Origin of the sequence: Shinella lacus (assembly GCF_010994755.1) — a bacterium.
In the GTDB taxonomy this organism is placed as follows: domain Bacteria; phylum Pseudomonadota; class Alphaproteobacteria; order Rhizobiales; family Rhizobiaceae; genus Shinella; species Shinella lacus.
Genome location: NZ_WHSB02000002.1, coordinates 610,497 through 630,616, shown reverse-complemented (window position 1 = coordinate 630,616; position 20,120 = coordinate 610,497). Strand labels below are relative to the sequence as shown.

19 protein-coding genes are annotated in these 20,120 nt (G+C 65.5%); 17 read left to right on the top strand and 2 right to left on the bottom strand.

The window, feature by feature from the left end:
• The first annotated feature begins 43 nt into the window (after window positions 1-43).
• The 13 genes from GB927_RS07560 to GB927_RS07500 all read left to right on the top strand — a co-directional run bounded on the left by GB927_RS07560 (window position 44) and on the right by GB927_RS07500 (window position 14,351).
• A complete protein-coding gene (locus GB927_RS07560; protein WP_256116056.1) occupies window positions 44-3,337 on the top strand; it encodes an SPOR domain-containing protein in 3,294 nt (1,097 codons plus the stop codon).
• A gap of 105 nt (window positions 3,338-3,442) precedes the next feature.
• Window positions 3,443-4,462: a beta-N-acetylhexosaminidase gene (gene nagZ / locus GB927_RS07555; RefSeq protein WP_256116055.1), complete on the top strand. Its 1,020-nt coding sequence runs from the start codon at window positions 3,443-3,445 to the stop codon at window positions 4,460-4,462.
• Window positions 4,463-4,533: 71 nt separating this feature from the next.
• Entirely contained in the window at window positions 4,534-5,334 is an 801-nt protein-coding gene (locus tag GB927_RS07550) for a segregation and condensation protein A (RefSeq protein WP_256116054.1), read from the top strand.
• Between the two features lie 2 nt (window positions 5,335-5,336).
• Window positions 5,337-6,050 carry an SMC-Scp complex subunit ScpB gene (gene scpB, locus GB927_RS07545; protein ID WP_256116195.1) on the top strand — a complete coding sequence of 238 codons (714 nt, stop codon included), beginning with the start codon at window positions 5,337-5,339 and terminating at the stop codon, window positions 6,048-6,050.
• Window positions 6,051-6,124: 74 nt separating this feature from the next.
• Window positions 6,125-7,228, top strand: coding sequence for an ABC transporter ATP-binding protein (locus tag GB927_RS07540; protein WP_439655473.1), 1,104 nt, complete (start codon window positions 6,125-6,127; stop codon window positions 7,226-7,228).
• Between the two features lie 42 nt (window positions 7,229-7,270).
• Entirely contained in the window at window positions 7,271-7,468 is a 198-nt protein-coding gene (locus GB927_RS07535) for a twin-arginine translocase TatA/TatE family subunit (protein ID WP_256116053.1), read from the top strand.
• Window positions 7,469-7,518: 50 nt separating this feature from the next.
• The gene (gene tatB / locus GB927_RS07530; RefSeq protein WP_256116052.1) at window positions 7,519-8,130 is read left to right on the top strand and encodes a Sec-independent protein translocase protein TatB; all 612 of its coding nucleotides are present in this window, start codon (window positions 7,519-7,521) and stop codon (window positions 8,128-8,130) included.
• Window positions 8,127-8,957, top strand: coding sequence for a twin-arginine translocase subunit TatC (tatC, locus tag GB927_RS07525; RefSeq protein ID WP_256116050.1), 831 nt, complete (start codon window positions 8,127-8,129; stop codon window positions 8,955-8,957). The genes tatB and tatC overlap by 4 nt, the downstream gene beginning before the upstream one ends.
• A gap of 75 nt (window positions 8,958-9,032) precedes the next feature.
• Window positions 9,033-10,316 (top strand): serine--tRNA ligase, encoded by a 1,284-nt coding sequence (serS, locus tag GB927_RS07520; protein WP_256116049.1) that lies wholly within the window; start codon window positions 9,033-9,035, stop codon window positions 10,314-10,316.
• Between the two features lie 19 nt (window positions 10,317-10,335).
• Window positions 10,336-11,106, top strand: coding sequence for a 5'/3'-nucleotidase SurE (gene surE / locus GB927_RS07515; RefSeq protein ID WP_256116048.1), 771 nt, complete (start codon window positions 10,336-10,338; stop codon window positions 11,104-11,106).
• The gene (locus GB927_RS07510; protein ID WP_256116047.1) at window positions 11,103-11,759 is read left to right on the top strand and encodes a protein-L-isoaspartate(D-aspartate) O-methyltransferase; all 657 of its coding nucleotides are present in this window, start codon (window positions 11,103-11,105) and stop codon (window positions 11,757-11,759) included. Before surE ends, GB927_RS07510 begins: the two co-directional genes overlap by 4 nt.
• 255 nt (window positions 11,760-12,014) lie before the next feature.
• Entirely contained in the window at window positions 12,015-12,641 is a 627-nt protein-coding gene (locus GB927_RS07505; RefSeq protein ID WP_256116046.1) for a hypothetical protein, read from the top strand.
• A 150-nt stretch (window positions 12,642-12,791) separates the two neighbouring features.
• Window positions 12,792-14,351 carry a peptidoglycan DD-metalloendopeptidase family protein gene (locus GB927_RS07500; RefSeq protein WP_256116045.1) on the top strand — a complete coding sequence of 520 codons (1,560 nt, stop codon included), beginning with the start codon at window positions 12,792-12,794 and terminating at the stop codon, window positions 14,349-14,351.
• A gap of 63 nt (window positions 14,352-14,414) precedes the next feature.
• Here GB927_RS07500 and GB927_RS07495 read toward each other — a convergent pair whose 3' ends face one another.
• Both GB927_RS07495 and GB927_RS07490 read right to left on the bottom strand, forming a co-directional pair.
• On the bottom strand, window positions 14,415-14,804 hold the full coding sequence (locus tag GB927_RS07495; RefSeq protein ID WP_256116044.1) for a VOC family protein: 390 nt from the start codon (window positions 14,802-14,804) through the stop codon (window positions 14,415-14,417).
• Between the two features lie 10 nt (window positions 14,805-14,814).
• Window positions 14,815-15,684 carry an ATP-binding protein gene (locus GB927_RS07490; protein ID WP_256116043.1) on the bottom strand — a complete coding sequence of 290 codons (870 nt, stop codon included), beginning with the start codon at window positions 15,682-15,684 and terminating at the stop codon, window positions 14,815-14,817.
• A 183-nt stretch (window positions 15,685-15,867) separates the two neighbouring features.
• On the opposite strand from GB927_RS07490, the gene yajC reads away from it, so the two are divergent.
• From yajC to GB927_RS07470, 4 genes are all read left to right on the top strand, one after another.
• Complete coding sequence (yajC, locus tag GB927_RS07485; protein WP_256116042.1) at window positions 15,868-16,203, top strand: preprotein translocase subunit YajC; 336 nt, start codon at window positions 15,868-15,870, stop codon at window positions 16,201-16,203.
• 149 nt (window positions 16,204-16,352) lie between these two features.
• On the top strand, window positions 16,353-18,860 hold the full coding sequence (gene secD, locus GB927_RS07480; RefSeq protein WP_256116041.1) for a protein translocase subunit SecD: 2,508 nt from the start codon (window positions 16,353-16,355) through the stop codon (window positions 18,858-18,860).
• Window positions 18,853-19,239: an Mth938-like domain-containing protein gene (locus GB927_RS07475; protein ID WP_256116040.1), complete on the top strand. Its 387-nt coding sequence runs from the start codon at window positions 18,853-18,855 to the stop codon at window positions 19,237-19,239. The genes secD and GB927_RS07475 overlap by 8 nt, the downstream gene beginning before the upstream one ends.
• 22 nt (window positions 19,240-19,261) lie before the next feature.
• Window positions 19,262-20,116, top strand: coding sequence for a phytoene/squalene synthase family protein (locus tag GB927_RS07470; protein WP_256116039.1), 855 nt, complete (start codon window positions 19,262-19,264; stop codon window positions 20,114-20,116).
• The last annotated feature ends 4 nt before the right edge of the window (window positions 20,117-20,120 follow it).

Sequence of the window (20,120 nt, the reverse complement as noted above, 5' to 3'; positions counted from 1 at the left end):
AAGCTGGCAAACGCGTTTTTGTAGCTTGTGAGTGGGAAGCAGTATGGCAGAGAAGAACTTCGCGCGAAGCGGAACCGCTGACACGGATCTCCTGGCGGACGACGATCCGTTGGCCGAGCTTGCCCGTCTCGTCGGCTACGAGCCGCGTCCGCTTCAGGACGTCCGCAAGCCTTCCTCCGAACCGGTCGCCGACGCCGCGCAAACTGTGCCGCGACGGGACAACCCCGTGCTCGCCCTTGAAGACGAGCTGATGCGCGCCTTCGAGCAATATGACACGCCGAGCCGCGTCGCGGTCGCGCCGGTCGTCGCCGAGCGCGCAGCCCCGCGCCATGTCGAGCCCGTCTTCGACGCGCCGGAGCCGGTTGCCGAAGAGAGCGATGCCGTTCTCGACGAAGTGCCGACGCGGGGCGTCGTCGCGAGCGATATCGGTAACCGCGAGCCTTCCTTCGAAGAGCCGTCCGTTACTGAGCAGGCGATCGAGCCGTCTTTCGAGGATGCGCTGATCGTCGGTGATCCGCAGTACGGTGCCACACTCAGCGATATCGAATATCGCGAGCCCGCTTTTAAGGAGCCGGTGGTCGAGCCGATTCCTGTTGAAGAAGAAGTCGTTGCCGATGTCCGGCCGGCCGAGCCTGAGCCGGAGCTGGAATTCGATCCCGCTTTGTTGCTGGCCGACGAGCTTGAAACGGCCGTGCACGAAGACGTGCCCGCCGTCGAGGCCGAGCCGACGGCGCATGCGGGCCTGAAATTCGTCGAAAGGCTGGAGCCGCGCTTCGAACAGCGCAGCGAGCCGGTCGTCGAAACCTATGTTCCCGAGCGCACCAGCGCGGATGAGCGCCAGCCGGCCTTCCTCGGCTTCCAGCCGCACGCGGCGGATGAAAACCCGCTTGACGATGTCGGTCTCGACCTGGAGCGCGAGCTGGAGCTTTCGATCGGCGACGGTTTTGCCGACGATCTCTTGGCCGACGACCGCGCGCCGCGCGAGCACAGCGCCGAAGCCTCCTTCGTCGAACCGCTGCCGGTGACCGTGGAAGCCGACGGCGAGCCGAATTTTGACGGCTGGATGCCGGACGAGGCGGTCCGCGAGGATGCCGAGCCGTTCCATGCCGAATCGGTCTATGCCCGCGATGAGCCGCACTTCGTCGCCGAAATGCCCTTCGAAAACCGCGAGGACCGCGCCCGTGCGGTGGCGGAAGCCGAAACGCAATGGCAGGCCGAAGAACCCACGCTCGAAGCCGAGCCCGACTACCGGGTGGAATCCGTCGAGCCGGGCCAGAACTACGACCGCGATGCGCTGCTGGCCGAGGTCGAGCGTTATCCCGTGCCGGAAACCCGCTCCTCGCTTGCCGCCGTGACGGCGACGCCGCGCACCACCGGCGGCCTCTCCTCCATCTTCGGCCGCGCGACGCCCGTCGCGCACCGCCAGCCGGTTGCCGAGACGGCGCGGACGCCGTTCGTCGAGACCGTTCGCGAACCGGTCTTCGAACCCGTGCAGAGCCCGGTCATCGAGACCCGCCAGGAGCCGGTCGCGATGCCGACCCCGGTCGCCGCCGAGCCGGACCTCGATTTCGAGAACCTGGAATTCGATCTCTCCGATATCGACCTGGATCTTTCCGATTTCTCGCTGGACGACGAGCCGGTGAAGGAAGAGGTCAAGGCGGAGGTCGCAAGGCCGGTCGAGGTTGTCACGCCCGTACGCCGCGAACCCGCCGTTGCCGTTCCTGTCTCCACCTATACCGCGCCGCAGCCCGTCATCACCGAGACCGCCGACGGCGCTCTGCCCTTCGACCCGGCGATGATTGCCGATACGGACGAGGGCGTCTCCCCGGTCACCGAGCTCGACGTACCGCAGCTTCCGGTCATCGAGAAGGAAAAGCCGCCGGTCTACCAGCCGGACTATGATTTCGACATCGACGCTGAAATGGCGCAGCTCTTCACCGAGCCGTCGACCAAGGCGCGCACGGAAGACCTGCAGGCGGGTGTTGCCGCCGGTGCGGTTGCCGCGGCGGCCGCCCAGCCGACGGCGCAGATCAACGATGTCGACGATTTCGAGCGCGCGCTGGAAGAGGATTTCCGCCGCTCGCTGAGCCAGCCGGAGCGCATGGCGATCCCCGTCGATCCCGGCCAGGCGAGCACGCTCTATACCGGCGACGGGTATGACGACGAACAGGCGCGCCCGCGCCGCGGCCTGCTGATCGCCGCTTCCATCGCGGCCCTTCTGCTGGTTGGCGGTGGCGGCGTCTACGCCTGGACCGCCTTTACCGGCGGCACCGCTGGTTCTGGCGAGCCGCGCGTCATCCTCGCCGACAAGACCCCGGTGAAGATCGTGCCGGAGGAAAAGGGCGGCAAGACCGTTCCGAACCAGGACAAGGCCGTGTACGACCGCGTGGCCGGCGACGCTGCCGCCACGCCGCAGCAGGAACAGCTCGTCACCTCGACGGAAGAGCCGGTGGACGTCGTGCAGCGCACGCTGACGCCGGAAACCCTGCCGTTCGACGGTCCGGAAGACGGCGTCGAGGCGGTCATCCAGGCGGACGACGAAAACCGTCTGCTGCCGGGCGTCGACGAGCCCCAGACCGCAACGGCGGAAGGCGGCAACAAGCCGCTCGTCTCGCCGCGCAAGGTCAAGACGATGATCGTCAAGCCGGACGGCACGCTCGTCGCCCGCGAGGAGACCGTCACCGAGCCCGTGGTGGAAACGGCCGATATCGACGCCAAGGCCACCGCGACGACCGGCAGCGCCTCCGGCGAAGCCGTCGCGACGGCAAATGCGACGATCGATGCGGATGCCTCGCTCAGCGCCGAGCAGGCGGCAAGCGAAGGCCAGCCGCGCTCCGCGCTCGCCGAAGTGGCGGATGCTGAGGTCGACGACACTGCGCCGGTGCGCACCGTGAAGACGACGACGATCGGTGCGACGGATACCTCGACGGACGGCAACGCGCCTGTTCCGGAAACCCGCCCGATCGACCAGCCGGTCACCGTCGTCGGCACCGTCACCGAAAACGGCAATGTTTCTGGCACGCAGACTGCCGAAGCGAAGCCGGCCGAAACCCAGCAGACGGCGGAACAGACGCAGGTCGCAGCCGTCGCCCCCGGCAGCTACGTGATCCAGATCGCCTCGCTGCCCTCGGAAGCCGAAGCGCAGAAGAGCTACAACTCGCTGTCCTCGAAATTCTCGAGCGTCATCGGCGGCCGGGGCGTGGATATCAAGAAGGCGGAAATCCCCAACAAGGGCACCTTCTTCCGTGTGCGCATCCCCGTCGGCTCGCGCGAAGAGGCGAACTCGCTCTGCAGTCGCTACAAGAGCGCGGGCGGCAGCTGCCTCGTCACCCGCTGAGGCTGGCAACGATTTTCTGAAGAGGCGCGGCAGGTCCGCGCCTCTTTGATTCCCGCGAAGGCGCAACCCTTCGTCTTTCTCCACCGAACCTCTAAGATTGCGGACATGAGCGAATCGAAATCCTTCCTTTCGGGCTGCAAGGGCCTGAGCCTCACCGCCGACGAAAAGGCCTTCTTCCGCAGCGAGCGGCCCTGGGGCTTCATCCTCTTCGGCCGCAATATCGGCGAGCCGGCCCAGGTGGCCGACCTGACGGCCGAGATGCGTGATTGCATCGGCGGCGGCAGCGACACTGCGGTGCTGATCGACCAGGAGGGTGGCCGCGTCCAGCGCATCAAGCCGCCGCATGTGCAGCAATATCCGAATGCCGCGGCGCTCGGCGCGATTTACCGCGCGGATGCGGAAAAGGGGCTGCGCGCCGCCTGGCTGATGTCGCGCCTGCATGCCTTCGATCTTCTGCGCCTCGGCATCAATGTCGATTGCCTGCCGGTGCTCGACGTCGCCGTGCCGGGCGTGCACGATGTCATCGGCAACCGCGCCTACGGCCAGGAACCGGAGATCGTCTCGGTGATGGGCAAGGCGGCGGCGGAAGGCCTCAAGGCCGGCGGCCTGCTGCCGATCATGAAGCACATTCCTGGCCACGGCCGCACCATGGTCGATTCGCACCACGACCTTCCGGTCGTGCATGCGAGCCGCGAAGAGCTGGAGGCCTGCGACTTCGTGCCCTTCCGCCGCATGAAGGACGAGCTGATGGCGATGTCCGCCCATATCGTCTTCACCGCCATCGACGGCGACAATCCGGCGACGACGTCGGCCAAGGTTGTGAGCGAGATCATCCGCGGCCATATCGGCTTCGACGGGCTCCTGATGTCCGACGACGTGTCGATGAACGCGCTGAAAGGCGATATTGCTGCAAGAAGCCGGGGAATCATCGCCGCGGGGCTCGACATGGTGTTGCATTGCCATGGCATCATGGACGAAATGATAGCGGTGACCGAAAACGTACCGCCGCTCACGGGCGACAGCCTGCGGCGGGCGAATGCGGTGCGCGCGGGCTTCCCGACGCCGGATGAGGCGGACGAGCAGGCGCTGCGCGAAGAGTTCAACGCGATGATCGCGGTGGCCTGAAACGCTAGAGGGGCGACGTGCAGGGAACGGGGCCGAAGCCACAGAAGAAGGGTCGCGGTGCAGATGCGCCGATGGATGACCTGTGGCAGGAGGGCGGCGAGGAGCGGGGGCTTTCCGAGGAGAGCCTCGTCGTCGATCTCGCTGGCTTCGAAGGCCCGCTCGATCTTCTCCTGCACCTTGCCCGCACGCAGAAGGTGGATCTCACCCGCATCTCCGTGCTGGCGCTCGCCGAGCAATATCTCGTCTTCATCGACCGGGCGCGCAAGATCCGCATCGAGCTTGCCGCCGACTATCTCGTCATGGCGGCCTGGCTCGCCTATCTCAAATCCCGCCTGCTGATCCCGCGGCAGGCAAAGGACGACGGTCCTTCGGGCGAGGAAATGGCGGCAAGTCTCGCCTTCCGCCTGAAGCGGCTGGAGGCGATGCGCGATGCCGCGACCAGGCTCGTCAACCGCAACCGCCTCGGCCGCGACGTCTTTGCCCGCGGCATGCCGGAACATATCCCGGTCGAACGGAGCTCGACCTTCGAGGCCTCGCTTTACGACCTGCTCAACGCCTATGCCTCCCTGCGCCAGCGCCATGCCATCACACAGGTGACCATCGAGAAGCGCACCGTCTGGTCGCTCGCCGAGGCGCGGGACATCCTGTCGCTGCTGGTCGGCGAGTTCGAGGACTGGACGGCGCTCGACCATTTCATGCTGCGCTACCTGACCGACCCCGCAGACCGCACCACGGCGATTGCCAGCGCCTTTGCCGCGACGCTCGAAATGGTGCGGGAAGGGCGACTGGAGCTTCGCCAGGATGGCGCCTTCCAGCCGATCTATCTGCGCCGCGGGCCGAACCCCGAGGGCGACGAGGACGGGGGGCCGTGAGCGTGATCGAAGGCGACGACGACGCACCGCGCGATGCGGATGGCGGCACGATCGTCGATCCGCGTCGGCTGCACGAGGCCGCGCGCATCGCCGAAGCCCTGGTCTTCGCCTCCGCCGGCCCGGTGTCCGCGGCCTATATCGCCGAGCGCCTGCCGCGCGGCGTCGACGTCCTGCATGTCATGCGCGAATTGAAGGGGCTTTATGCCGGCCGCGGCGTCAATCTCGTGCAGATGGACGACAACTGGGCTTTCCGCACCGCGCCGGATCTGTCCTTCGTCATCCGCACCGACGAGACGGAGCTGCGCAAATTGTCGCGCGCCGCCCTCGAAGTGCTGTCGATCATCGCCTATCACCAGCCGGTCACGCGCGCCGAGATCGAGGATATCCGCGGCGTGCAGACCTCCAAGGGCACGCTGGACGTGCTGATGGAGGCGGGCTGGGTGCGGTTCCGCGGCCGCCGTCGCTCGCCGGGACGCCCGGTCACCTTCGGCACGACGCGCGATTTTCTCGATCATTTCGGCCTTGAAGACCTGCGCGACCTGCCGGGGCTGGAAGAGCTGAAGGGCGCTGGCCTGCTGACCGGCCGCATCCCCGCCAATTTCCAGGTGCCCATGCCGCTTCGCGAGGACGAACTGGCGGAAGACGAGGACCCAATCACCCAGCTCGACCTTGAAGAACTCGGTCTCTTGACACCGGGCGGAAAAGAAGACGAATAGACGAAGCTTATCGCCAGCACCGGTCGCCGGCGATTGGGCCAGCGACTGGCCAAGGGACTGGGAAAACTTCGGAAATGGCTTCGGACCCGTCAGGCTCCAACGGTATCGAGACGAGACGGGCATCGGCGGTGATGTTCGGCGCTCGCCTGTCCTTCGAGGATATCCACCACAGCTACCACAACAAGCAGACGATCCGCGGTATTTCGCTGACGGCGGAACCCGGCGAAGTTCTTTGCCTGCTCGGTCCCTCCGGTTCCGGCAAGACGACGCTGCTGCGCATCGCCGCCGGCATCGAGGCGCAGAGCGCCGGCCGCGTGCTGCTCAACGACCGCGAGATCGCCGGCCCGACCACCTTCCTGCCGCCCGAGCGGCGCGGCGTCGGCCTGATGTTCCAGGATTTCGCGCTTTTCCCGCATATGTCGGTGCTCGAAAATGTGCGCTTCGGCCTGACGGCCCTGCCGCGGGTTGAAGCGGAGGCCGAAGCACTGGTGGCGCTCGACCGCGTCGGACTGTCGCACTATGCCCAGAAATTTCCGCATGTCCTGTCCGGCGGCGAGCAACAGCGCGTGGCGCTTGCCCGTGCGCTTGCGCCGCGGCCGTCGGTCCTGCTGATGGACGAGCCGTTCTCCGGCCTCGATTCGCGCCTCAAGGATTCGATCCGCGCGGACACGCTGGCGATCCTGCGCCATTCGCGCGCCAGTGCCATCGTGGTGACCCATGATGCCGAGGAGGCGATGCGCATGGGCGACCGGATCGCGCTTCTGAAGGACGGCCGCCTCGTGCAGGTGGGCACGGCGGAAGAGCTCTATCTTCGCCCGAAAAACATCTTTGCAGCCGCTTTCTTCTCCGAAATCAACGAATTTCCCGGCCATGTGCGCGGCGGCGTCGTCGAAACGCCGCTCGGCAATGCCGACGGCAGGGATTTTTCGGATGGCCAGAAGGTGCATGTCGCGGTGCGCCTATCGGGCCTGCACGTCATGGAAACCGGCGGCGACATTCCGGCGCGCATCCTGTCGCGGCGCTTTCTCGGCGTGGTCGAACTGCTGGATCTCGCCGTGCCGGGCACCGATCGGCCGGTTCGGGCGCGCGTCAGGGCCGATCAATTGGCGGCCGGATTGCGCGACGTCACGCTTTCGGCTAACCAGCGCGACATACTAGTGTTTGAAAAAGACGCCTGAACGTCTTACATCGGGGTTCGAGTTCGAAAGGGAGTTACGGGAATGGGTTCTTTCAGCATCTGGCATTGGCTGATCGTTCTGGTGGTTGTGCTGCTGCTGTTCGGCCGCGGCAAGATTCCGGAACTGATGGGTGATGTCGCCAAGGGCATCAAGAATTTCAAGAAGGGCATGTCCGAAGAGGAAGCGGCCGCCGCTGATAAGGCGAAGACCGTCGATCACAAGGCTGACGAGGTCAAGTGACCGGCGTTTGGCCGCGGGCGGTGGTTCGCGGCCCATGAGGACAATACCCAATGCTTGATGTCGGCTGGACCGAAATACTCGTCATCGCGATCGTTTTGATCATCGTGGTCGGTCCGAAGGACCTGCCGCAGATGCTGCGCACGTTCGGCCGCATGATGTCGAAGATGCGCGGCATGGCGAGCGATTTCCGCCAGCAGTTCGACGAGGCGCTGCGTGAAGCCGATCTCGAAGATGTGAAGAAGACGATCGGCGAGGCGCAGAAGCTCAATCCGTTGAACACCATCCGCGAGGCGGTCAATCCGCTACGCCAGATGGGCAACGAGATCAAGGCGGACCTGCAGAAGTCGGCCGGTTCCGTTACATCGTCGACGACCACAAGCACGCCGGCGGAGAGCGTACCGCTCGCCGTGCCGTCCGAGGCCAATAAGCCGGCCTCGGCAGAGCCGGTGGCTGCCGTCCCGCTGAAGGCGGGGCCGACCAGGAAGACGGCGGCGAAGAAGCCTGCCGAAACGGCCGCCAAGACCACGAAGCCGCGCAAGGCGGCCGCCAAGGTCGAGGCCGAGACGAAGGCCGCTGCCAAGCCGGCGGCAAAGGTTGCCACGGCCAAGAAGGCCGCTCCCGCCAAGGCCAAGACGACAAAGACCAAGAAGGACGAGGCATGAGCGGCGATATCGAAGACAAGCCCCAGCCGCTGATCGAGCACCTGATCGAGCTCCGCCAGCGCCTGCTCTGGGCGGTCGGCGCCTTTTTCGTCGCCTTCCTCGTCTGCTTCTATTTCGCCAAGCAGCTCTTCAACCTGCTCGTCCTGCCGTTCAAATGGGCGGTGGAGTGGGCGGGGCTGACGCATCGCAATGTGGAGCTGATCTACACGGCGCCGCAGGAATTCTTCTTCACGCAGATCAAGGTCGCCATGTTCGGCGCCTTCGTCATCGCCTTCCCGGTGATCGCGCAACAGGTCTATAAATTCGTGGCGCCCGGCCTCTACAAGAACGAGCGCTCGGCCTTCCTGCCGTTCCTGATTGCCTCGCCGATCCTGTTCCTGATCGGCGCCGCACTCGTCTATTTCTTCTTCACGCCCATGGTCATGTGGTTCTTCCTGGCCATGGAGCAGGGCGGCGGCGAGGGGCAGGTCTCCATCCAGCTTCTGCCGAAGGTTTCCGAATATCTCAGCCTGATCATGTCGCTGATCTTCGCCTTCGGCCTCGTGTTCCAGCTTCCGGTCATCTCGTCGCTCCTGGTGCGCGCCGGTTTCATCACGTCGCAGACGCTGAAGGAAAAGCGCAAATACGCGATCGTCATCGCCTTCGTGGTGGCGGCCGTGCTGACGCCGCCTGATCCGGTTTCCCAGATCGGCCTTGCACTGCCGGCCATCCTTCTCTACGAGATTTCCATCTATACGGCCCGACTCATCGAACGGCAGCGGGCGAACGCCTCGAACGCGCAGGACGCGGAAAACGAGGTCGCAGCAACCCCGGGCGAGGCCGACTGAGGCTTTTCCCGCGGCGTTGCCGCAGGTCGCTGCCGGGCGGGGTGAGCCTTCATCCAAAGAACGCCTGGAACGACAATGCTTGATATCAAATGGATCCGCGACAATGCCGACGCCTTCGACGCCGCCCTGGCGAAGCGCGGCGCTAGCCCCCTCGCAAAGGCGCTGATCGACCTCGACGAGAAGCGCCGCAGCGTCATCCAGAAGGCGCAGGACATGCAGTCGCGCCGCAACGCCGCCTCCAAGGAGATCGGCGCGGCGATGGCGCAGAAGAACGGCGAGCTTGCCGACAAGCTGAAGGCCGAAGTCTCCGCCATCAAGGATCTGCTTCCCGCAGCCGAAGAGGAAGAGCGCCAGGTCACCGCCGAGCTCACCGACCAGCTCTCGCGCATTCCCAACATCCCGTTTGACGACGTGCCGGTCGGCTCGGACGAGACCGGCAATGTGGAAAAGCTGCAATGGGGAGCCAAGCCCGGCTGGAACCACAAGCCGCTGGAGCATTATGAAATCGGCGAGGCGCTCGGCTGGATGGATTTCGAGGCCGCGGCGAAGATCGCCGGCTCGCGCTTCACCGTGCTGAAGGGCCAGCTTGCCCGCCTGGAGCGTGCGCTCGGCCAGTTCATGATCGACGTTCACACCGGCGAACACGGCTACACGGAAGTGCATGCGCCGCTGCTGGTGCGTGACGACGCCATGTACGGCACCGGTCAGCTTCCCAAGTTCGCGGAAGACCTGTTTCGCACCACTGACGGCCGCTGGCTGATCCCGACGGCGGAAGTCTCGCTGACCAACCTTGTGCGCGAGGAAATTCTCGATCAGGACAAGCTGCCGCTGCGCTTCACCGCGCTCACCCCGTGTTTCCGCTCGGAAGCGGGTTCGGCCGGTCGCGACACGCGCGGCATGCTGCGCCAGCACCAGTTCATGAAGTGCGAACTCGTCTCGATCACCGATGCGGACAGCTCGATCGACGAACATGAGCGTATGACCGCCTGCGCCGAAGAGATCCTCAAGCGCCTCGGCCTGCACTACCGCGTCATGACGCTGTGCACCGGCGACATGGGTTTTGGCGCCCGCAAGACCTACGACCTGGAAGTCTGGCTGCCCGGGCAGGATACGTTTCGCGAGATCTCGTCCGTTTCGGTCTGCGGTGATTTTCAGGCGCGCCGCATGAATGCGCGCTATCGCGGCAAGGACGACAAGGCGACCAAGTTCGTGCACACGCTGAACGGTTCGGGCACGGCCGTCGGCCGCGCGCTGATCGCCGTCATGGAAAACTACCTGAACGAGGACGGCACGATCACGGTGCCCGATGTCCTGCTGCCCTATATGGGCGGCCTGAAGAAGATCGAGAAGGCCGCCTGAGGCGGCGGGCGGAGACGAGATGCGCATCCTTCTGACCAATGACGACGGCATCCACGCCGAGGGCCTCGCCGCCCTCGAGCGGGTCGCCCGGGAACTGACGGACGACGTCTGGGTCGTGGCGCCGGAGACCGACCAGAGCGGTCTTGCCCACTCGCTGACGCTCTCCGAGCCACTGCGCCTGCGCAAGATCGACGACAAGCGTTATGCGCTGCGCGGCACGCCGACGGACTGCGTCATCATGGGCGTGCGCGAAGTGCTGGACGTCAAGCCGGACCTCGTCCTCTCCGGCGTCAATGCCGGCGCCAACATGGCCGACGACGTGACCTATTCGGGCACGATCGCCGGCGCCATCGAAGGCACGCTGCAGGGCATCAAGTCGATGGCGCTGAGCCAGGCCTACCACCATGCCAGCGGCCGCGTCGTGCCGTGGGAGGTGGCGGAAACCTTCGCGCCAAAACTCATTCGCCAGCTGATGGACGTCGAGCTGCCGGACTGGACCTTCTTCAACCTGAACTTCCCGAACTGCACCCCCGCCGAACTCAAGGGCGTCGAGGTGACCAGCCAGGGCAAGCTCGATTTCGGCCTCACGATCGACGAGCGCGCCGATGGCCGGGGCTTCCCCTATTACTGGCTGCGCTTCGGCGAGCGGAAGGGCGACTTCCGCGTCGGCACCGATATCCACGCGGTCAAGAACCACAAGATCTCGGTCACGCCGCTGAAACTCGACCTCACGGATTACACCGTGCTCGATCGCGTGCAGCGCGTGCTCAACGGTGAGGATGCGGATTGAACACGGGACGGGTGATCGAGAAGGAAGGTTTTGCCGCGCTGGCGCTGCGCCTGCGCGGGCAGGGCATCAACAATCTCGAACTCCTGACGGCCGTGGAGCAGACGCCGCGCACGCTCTTCGTGCCGCCGCAGTTTGCCGGCGAGGCCTATTCGCGCCGCGTCCTGCCGCTCGACTGCGGCTCCTTCATGGAGGGCATCGATCTTGCGGTGCGCGTGCTGCATCTGCTCAGCCTCAAGGCCGGCCAGCGCATCCTCGAAGTCGGCACCGGCAGCGGCTTCACCGCCGCCGTCATGGGCCGCCTGACGGAGCGCGTGCTGACGGTCGACCGCTACCGCACGCTCGCCACCAATGCGCAGCAATCCATAGAGAAAGCCGGCATCCGCAACGTCATCGTGCGCCAGGCGGATGGCAGCAACGGCATGCCGGGCGAGGGCACCTTCGACCGCATCCTCGTCACCGCCGCCTTTCAGGCCCTGCCGCGCTTCTTCGCCGAACAGCTCGTCTCCGGCGGCATGCTGATCGCCCCGGTCATGGTCAGCGACACCGAGTGCCGCATGCTGAAGCTGACCAAGACCGGCAGCCGCTTCGACCGCGAGGACCTCTTCGAGGTGCCTTACCTGCCGATCGTGCCGCAGATGGCGCAGGCCCTCTAGTCAAACTCTCATCCATCGCTTTTACGGCTTGGCAGGCATCCGCCTGCTGAGTCTCTTGGCGATTTTTGCCGGAAAATCAGTACCTCCAGCGCATGCGCCTCGGCGCACCGCACGGATTCCCGTCGCGATTCCAGCGCGTTAACCTTTTGTTAACCAACGTAAGCTTCGCGCAAGCTTCGGGGCGTAGGCCGATAACGAAGCAGAAGTTTCCACACAGGACGCCGGTTTTTTGAGGCCGTTCCGATGGAGAGGGAAATGTACGTCTCGAACAGGATCACCAGCAGCTCGACCAGCGACAGCCTCGCCTATCTCGCAGGCAAGGCTGCGGGCAAGGCTGTCGAGGAGAATGCCGAGGCCGGATCGACCGCGCATCTCGCCGGCGGCAGCTACGACCCGTCCTCCCATGTCGGCCTGACGGTCGATGCGCTGCTCGTGCTGAGCGTCGCCAGGGAAGAGACGACCTCCAGCCTGCCGGCGCTGACCGCTGCCGAACGCGACAACCTCGACACATCAGAACTCGAAAAGCGCGAATATGCCGCCTTTGGCCATTTCCTGGAGAAGGACGACCGCAAGGCCTATTACCGCGCCTATGTCGAATATTTCGACAGCATGCCGGCGCAGGACCAGCGCAGCGCGCGTTATGCCGGAACACGCGAGCCGGCCGTCGCCGCCCTGCAAGCCATCGCCTATAATGAAAGCGCCCTCGACATGACGGCGCCCGACGCCGCCCTCGAGAATGCCGCCGTCCTCGGCGAGCGGGCCACGCGCCGCGCGACGCCCATTTCGGCAATCTTCCAGCCAAGTGCTGCCGATGTCGAGAATGTCGCCCGCGTCAACGGCCGCATCTCGCGCGCCGACAGCATGTACGCGACGGGCTTCTGAGGTCTTTCACCCTCGTTTTGCCATGGTGCAGGGGCAGCATGGTTATCAATTCATCAAAAACCTGTTGCGGATAGCCCGTCCTTAACCGTGCAGTAACTCTAACGCGCTTTAATCGGTCTACATCAAGTAGCGTACCGATTGGGTAGTCTCATGCGTAAGAGTGTATCGCCGAGTTTTGGTAGGACCGCGACCCGCCTCGTGGCCGCCGCCCTGCTGGCAAGCGTAGCGACCGGGTGCAGCTCGGACGTCTCCCGTTTTGGCGGCCTCTTCTCCTCCTCCGGCTCAGACAACATCACGACGAGTTCGGTCCCGCGCCGCACGCTCTTCGGCAACAATGTCGTGCCGCGCGGCTCGGTCGGCAACGGCCAGCAGGTCGTCGCAACCGACCAGATGGGCACCCGCGACCAGGCGCTGAACCAGGAATTCCCGGATCAGGGCACGGTCTCCTACGACCCGATCAACACATCCACCACCGGTGGTTCCGGCACGCGGCTCGCTACGACGCCGATGACCGTACAGCGTGGCGAACTCAACGACCCGACCGCCGGCGCCCGCCAGGAAGCCGAACGCGACGTCGCGATGGCCCAGGAACTTCCCGAGCGCAAGGTCAAGGAAGTCGATACGCTGACGACCTCAACCGTCAAGGGCAAGGCCGGCTGGTCGACGAAGAACGCACCGGTCGTCATGCTGCGTCAGGGCGAAAGCGTGAAGACGCTCGCCAACCGTTATGGTGTGCCGGAAAAGGAAATTCTCGCCGCCAACGGCCTGAAGCGCGCTGCGGATGCCGAGCCCGGCCAGAAGATCGTCATCCCGACCTTCAGCACGACGGCAAGTGCCGCAAAGGCCTCGACGGACCACACGCTGAAGGTCGGCGAAAAGCTGCCGACGCCGGAGCGCAAGGGCGAGCAGAACGTCGCCATCCTGCCGGGTACATCCACCCGCGACAAGGTGAAGTCGGAAAGCGGCCAGACGAATTCCAAGGTCGCCGAGGCCGGCGAAGGCAAGGGCAAGGCCGGCTACGAAGTGCAGCCGGGCGACTCGCTTGCCAAGATCGCGCGCAGCAACGGCGTTTCCGTCGATGCGCTGAAGAAGGCGAACGGGCTTGAGACCGCGTCCATCCGCATCGGCCAGAAGCTGACGATCCCGGCCGGCGGCGCGAGCGTCGAAACGACGACGGACAAGACGACGACGGCCTCGGTTCCGGTCAACAAGGAAAAGAAGGTCGAGACGACGGAAAAGAAGCCGGAAACCTACAAGGCGCCGGTGAAGACCGTCTCCGTGACCGAAGCGACGGAAAAGTCGGACGTAACGGAAGATGCCCCCGAATCGACCGGCATCGGCAAATATCGCTGGCCGGTGCGCGGCGCGGTCATCGCCGGTTACGGCGCCAATGTCGAAGGCAACCGCAACGACGGCATCGACATCTCGGTTCCGGAAGGCACGCCGATCAAGGCCGCCGAAAACGGCGTGGTCATCTATGCCGGCAGCAGCCTGAAGGAACTCGGCAACGCGGTTCTCGTGCGCCACGACGACGGCACCGTCACGGTCTACGGTCACGCCGGCGACCTGAGCGTCCAGCGCGGCCAGAAGATCCAGCGCGGCCAGACGGTCGCCACCTCCGGCATGAGCGGCAACGCCACCCGCCCGAAGGTCCACTTCGAGGTGCGCAAGAACGCCACCCCGGTCAACCCGATGACCTTCCTCGAATAGGCTCAGCCTCCACGCCAAACAAACAACTGCCGCGAAACGCCCCGTTTCGCGGCAGACGCATTTTCAGGGGACTGAAGCGCCGAGATCCTGCGGCTCGCCGATCTCGATCGCATGCCCGTCCGGATCGTAAAACCGGAACACGCGCTGCCCCCAGGCCTGCCGTTCGACCGGGTGGATCAGCTCCACATGCGGCGCGATGGCCGCAAAGGCCGCATCGACATCCTCGTGCTCGAAATAGAGCAGCAGGTTCTTTCGCCCGTAGGGCTCTTCCCCGCCTGTTTCCTTTCGCCAGACCGTTTGCTCCAGCGCGCGACCGTCGTGAATCGCAAAGCCGGTCTCGAAGAGCACGAAGGTCCCGAAATCCTCCAGAACCTTCAGGCCGAGCCTATCGCGATAAAAGTCCCGGGAGCGACCGATATCGCGGACGAAGGGGATCGGATTGACGAAGCGCATCGGGCGGCCGTCATTTCACCAGCGGCTTGCCGAGGCGCCCCGCAAGGTCCTGCACATATTGCCAGGCGACGCGGCCCGAACGCGAACCGCGCGTCGTCGCCCATTCCAGCGCCTCGGCATGGAGCTGTTCCGCGGGGAGGTCGAGCTCGAAATGGCCGGCATAGCCGTCGATCATTTCGAGATATTCGGTCTGGCTGCACTTGTAGAAGCCGAGCCAGAGGCCGAAACGGTCGGACAGCGACACCTTCTCCTCCACGGCCTCGGAGGGATTGATCGCCGTCGACTGCTCGTTTTCCATCATGTCGCGCGGCAGGAGGTGCCGGCGGTTCGAGGTGGCGTAGAGCAGCACATTGTCCGGCCGGCCTTCCACGCCGCCGTCGAGCGCCGCCTTCAGCGATTTGTAGGACGTGTCGTCATGGTCGAAGGAGAGGTCGTCGCAGAAGATGATGATCGGCGCGGGCGCGTCCTTCAGGATCTCCATCAGCGCCGGCAGCGTCGAAATATCCTCGCGGTGCACCTCGACGAGCTTCAGGCCGCTGCCGGTCTCCTTGGCCGCAAGCGCATGCACCGATTTCACCAGCGACGACTTGCCCATGCCGCGCGCGCCCCAGAGCAGCACGTTGTTGGCCGGCAGGCCGCGGGCGAATCGCACGGTGTTGTCGACCAGGATATCGCGCACATGGTCGACCCCGCGGATGAGCTCGATGTCGATGCGGTTCGGGCGCTTCACCGGCTGGAGGTGCTGGCGGGCCGGCGACCAGACGAAGACGTCGGCGGCGTTCCAGTCGTTGATAGCGGGCGCGGGGCCGGCGAGGCGTTCCAGCGCGGCATTGATACGGCCGATTTCGGCGAGCAAAAGCTTGACGTGGTCTTCCTGCAATTTCTCTCTCCTCATGCGTCCCTGCCGGGTAACATGGGGCGGCAGGTGGCGAAAAGGGGGAAAGCGCTTGAAAAGAGCCGGCTTCTCAGTCTCGTGTGTTGCATTCAAGGCCTGCTTGCCTATATTCCGGCAACCGAAATGGCCCCTCAGGCCGCACAAATTCAAGATTTCAAGGAGTAGCTGATGTTCATTACCGAGGCCTTCGCCCAGACGGCACCCGGCGGGGCAGCTGGCGGTGCAGACATTCTCATGTCGGTCCTGCCGTTTCTGCTGATCTTCGTGGTGATGTATTTCCTCATCATCCGCCCGCAGCGTGCCAACATGAAGCGTCGCGAAGAGCTTCTGAAGAACATCCGCCGCGGCGACCAGGTCGTCACCGGCGGTGGCATCGTCGGCAAGGTCACCAAGGTCGTCGACGACCACGAGCTTGAAGTCGAAATCGCCGAGGGCATGAAGGTGCGCGTCGTGCGCAGCGGCATCAGCGAAGTCCGCGTCAAGGGCGAACCCGTCAAGGAATAACTTGGCCTGCCGTCTGGCCGGGCAAAAACCCGGCCAGACGGCCCGACTGGTTTTCAGCCGGCGTCCGTGCCGGGTTGTTTTTGTTTTTACGCAATGCCAGCAGGACCGCGTTCCGCCCTTTTGCTGGAATTGCCGTAGGCGAGACCGCGATGCAGCAATCCGCCCGCTGGAAGACCGTTTCCCTCTGGCTCGTCCTTGCGGCGAGCCTTCTTGTCATTCTGCCCAGCCTATTGCCCACGCGCACCGCCGCCCGCCTTCCGGGCTGGCTGACGATGCACCGCCTCGAGCCCGGCATCGACCTCACCGGCGGCTCCCGCCTCGTGCTGGAGGTTTCGCGCAGCGACATTGCCGCCGACCGGCTGCGCGCCGCCGTGGAAACGATCGGCAACGCGCTGCGCGCCGCCCGCGTTCCCTATAGCGATCTCAACGGCGCGGATGACACGATCGACGTGACCGTGACGGCCGCCGATCGCGTTGAGGCCGCCCGCACGACGCTGGCAGGCCTCGATCTCGGCACGCTCAGCGAGCCGGAAAGCAACGCATTCCGCCTCGTCCTGTCGGCCGCCGCCATCGACGATTCCGTCCGCGCCGCCTCGCTCGGCGCCGTCGATGCGGTGCGTCGCCGCGTCGAGAGCCTCGATATTCCGACCCTTGTCGTCGGGCGCGGCGAGCATGACCGCATCGTCGTCGCCATGCCGGGCCTCACCAATCCCCAACGCGTCAAGGACATGCTGGCGCAGGTCGGCCGGCTCTCTGCGCGGCTGGTCGATGACAGCGTGCCGGTCAACACGGCGATCGAGGACGGCGCGCCGGCGGGCTCCGAAGTGCTCTACTCCACCGGGGAGCCGCCGGTCGGCTATCTGGTCCGGCAGGACGATCTCTTCACCGCGTCGGATGTCGCCTCCGCGCAGCCGGCCGCCAATGGCGAACCCTTCATTGAATTCGTGCTGAGAGGCGAAGCGGCCGAACGGCTTGCCGCCTTCACGCGCGAAAACAGCGGCCGCACCATCGCCATCCTGCTCGATGGCCAGATCATCTCGACCTCGCGCATCCAGGGCGCCATCACCGATGGCGTCGGCCGGCTTTCCGGCGATTTCGACGCGGAGGGTGCGGGAAACCTCGCGCGCATCATCGCCAGCGGCCCGCTGCCTGCACCGCTCACCATCATCGAGGAGCGCTCGATCGAGCCGGCGCTCGGCACGACGTCCAGGGTCACGATGGCCGCCGCGCTCGTCGTCGCGGTCGGGGCCGTCGTCGCCTTCATGACCTTCTTTTACGGTGTGCTCGGGGTCATCGCCTCGATAGCACTGTTCTTCAACGTCATCCTCACCTTCGCCGTTCTGGCGCTGGTCGGAGCGCCGCTGTCGCTTTCCATGATCGCCGGCATAGTGCTCACCGTCGGCATCACTGTGGATGCCAGCGTGCTGATCTTCGAGCGCATTCGCGAGGAAGTGAAGGGCGGGCGCGAGCTCTCGCGGGCGGTCCTGGTCGGCTTCCGCCGTGCCCGCGCCACGGTGCTTGACGCCTCCATCACCATGTTCATTGCCATCGCGGTCCTTTTCCTGCTCTCGGCCGCGCCGGTGCGCGCCTTCGCGCTTGCCGTCGGCATCGGCCTTTTGGCAACGCTCGTCACCACCTTCACGCTGACGCGCCGCCTTGTGAGCGCCTGGCTCAACCGCAGCCACGCGACGCACCTGCCGAAGGGCGTGCGCTCCGGCTTCTTCGAAAGCCTCAATCTGCGCTTCATGGCGGTGCGCAACGTCGTCTTCCTGCTGACGGCCGTGCTCTCACTCTCCATCGCGGGCCTGCTGATTGCCGGAAAGCTCAAGCCCGGTATCGATTTCACCGGCGGCGCGGCGCTCGAAGTGCAGGCGAAGGCGGGCAATGCCGATCCCGACGATATTGCCGCGCGCCTGACGGATGCCGGCGTCGACGTGCTGAACGTCACCAAGCACCGCGATGCGCGCCACGCGCTGGTGCGGCTGACATCGGCCGGCGAGGGCGAGAATGCCGAGCAGACCTCCGTGCTCATCGCCCGCGGCGAGCTTGAGGACGATTACGATTTCCGCCGCGTCGAGGCGGTCGGCCCGGCAATATCCGGCGAGCTGATCGACACCGCGACGCTCGGCTTCGTCGTCGGCCTCGTGGCGCTCGTCGCCTATATCTGGGTCCGCTTCGAATGGCATTTCGCCATCGGCGCGATCATCGCGCTGGCGCATGACGTGTTCTTCACGCTCGGCTTCCTGGCGCTCGCCAAGATCGAGTTCAACATCACCGCCGTCGCAGCCCTCCTGACTGTCGCCGGCTATTCGTTGAACGACACCATGGTCGTCTACGATCGGATCCGCGAAAATCTCCGGAATTTCAAGCAGATGCCGCTGCCGATCCTGATCGACGACGCGATCAACCGCACGCTGTCGCGCACCGTGCTGACCTCCGCGACGACGCTGATCGCGCTTTCGGCGCTGGCGCTCTTCGGCGGCGAGGCGATCCGCACCTTCGCGCTGACGCTGCTCTTCGGGGTGGCGATCGGCACCATTTCCTCTATCTATATTGCCGGACCGATCCTCATCCTGTTCCGCCTGCAGCCGGAGCGCTACCGCCCGGGCAAGGGTAGTAAGGCACCGGTTACGGAAGCGACGGAAAGCAATGGCTAAAGGCATCGAAATCCGCGAGGCGCACTTCCCCGGGCGTGCGCCGATCGACGCATATGGCAATGGCGGTTTTCGCTTTGCCGACATGTCGCACCGCGGCTCCATCCTCTGCCTGCCCTCCGGCATCCACGGCTGGGACAAGGAGGAGGGTGAGGCGCTGACGGTCGCCGACCTCCAGCGCGTGCTGGACGAGGCGGGCGATATCGAGGTGCTGCTGGTCGGCACCGGCAAGGACATCCGCCCCCTGCCGGCGGATATCAAGGCGGCGCTTAAGGAGCGCCGGATCAGCTCCGACCCGATGAGCACGGGGGCCGCCGTGCGCACGTTCAATGTCATGCTGGCGGAAAGCCGGGCGGTCGCCGCGGCGCTGATCGCGGTGTGACGCGGAAGGCGGTTTTTTCGACGTGACCGACAAGACGGACGCCCATTACGAGCACTGCCTGACGGTGCTTCGCGAGACCGATCGCGACCGCTATCTCGCCTGCCTGCTGGCGCCGGCGGAAAAGCGCGGCGCGCTTGCCGCGCTCTACGCCTTCAATGCCGAGATCGCCCGCGTGCGCGACGTGGTGCGCGAGGCGCTTCCCGGCGAAATCCGCCTGCAATGGTGGCGTGACCTGCTGGAGGGCGAGGCCGACGGCGACGCCATGGCCAATCCGCTCGCCGCCGGCCTGATGGCCTGCGTCAGGGAACACCGGCTGCCGATCGCCGTGCTGACGGACATGATCGAGGCGCGCATCTTCGACGTCTACAATGACCCGATGGAGAGCCGTGCGTCCTTCGAAGGTTACGCCGGCGAGACGGCCTCCGCGCTGATCCAGCTTGCGAGCCTCATCCTCGATCCAGCCACCGCGCCGAAATCGGCGGACGCGGCCGGCCATGCCGGCGTGGCGCAGACGGTGGCCGGAACGCTCCTACTGCTACCGATCCATCGCCGCCGTGGGCAGGTCTACCTGCCGGCCGATCTCTTGGCCGCGACCGGCCTGACGCCGGAAGCGCTTCTCGGCGGCAGCGATGCCGCTGCGGCCACGCGCGCGGTGCAGGCTTTCGTGGGGCTCGGGCGGGAGCATCTGGCCAAGGCACGGGCCGCAGGTGGCGTCTCATCGGCGAATCGCCCGGCCTTTTTGCCCGTCGCCCTTGTTCCGCATATCTTGGACGCCGCCGAGAAGGCGGGCGCTGCGGCGCTGGAACGCTCCCCCCAGCCGGCGCAATGGCGGCGTCAATGGTGGATGTGGCGGGCGATGCGGCGCGGGCCGTTCTAGAAAA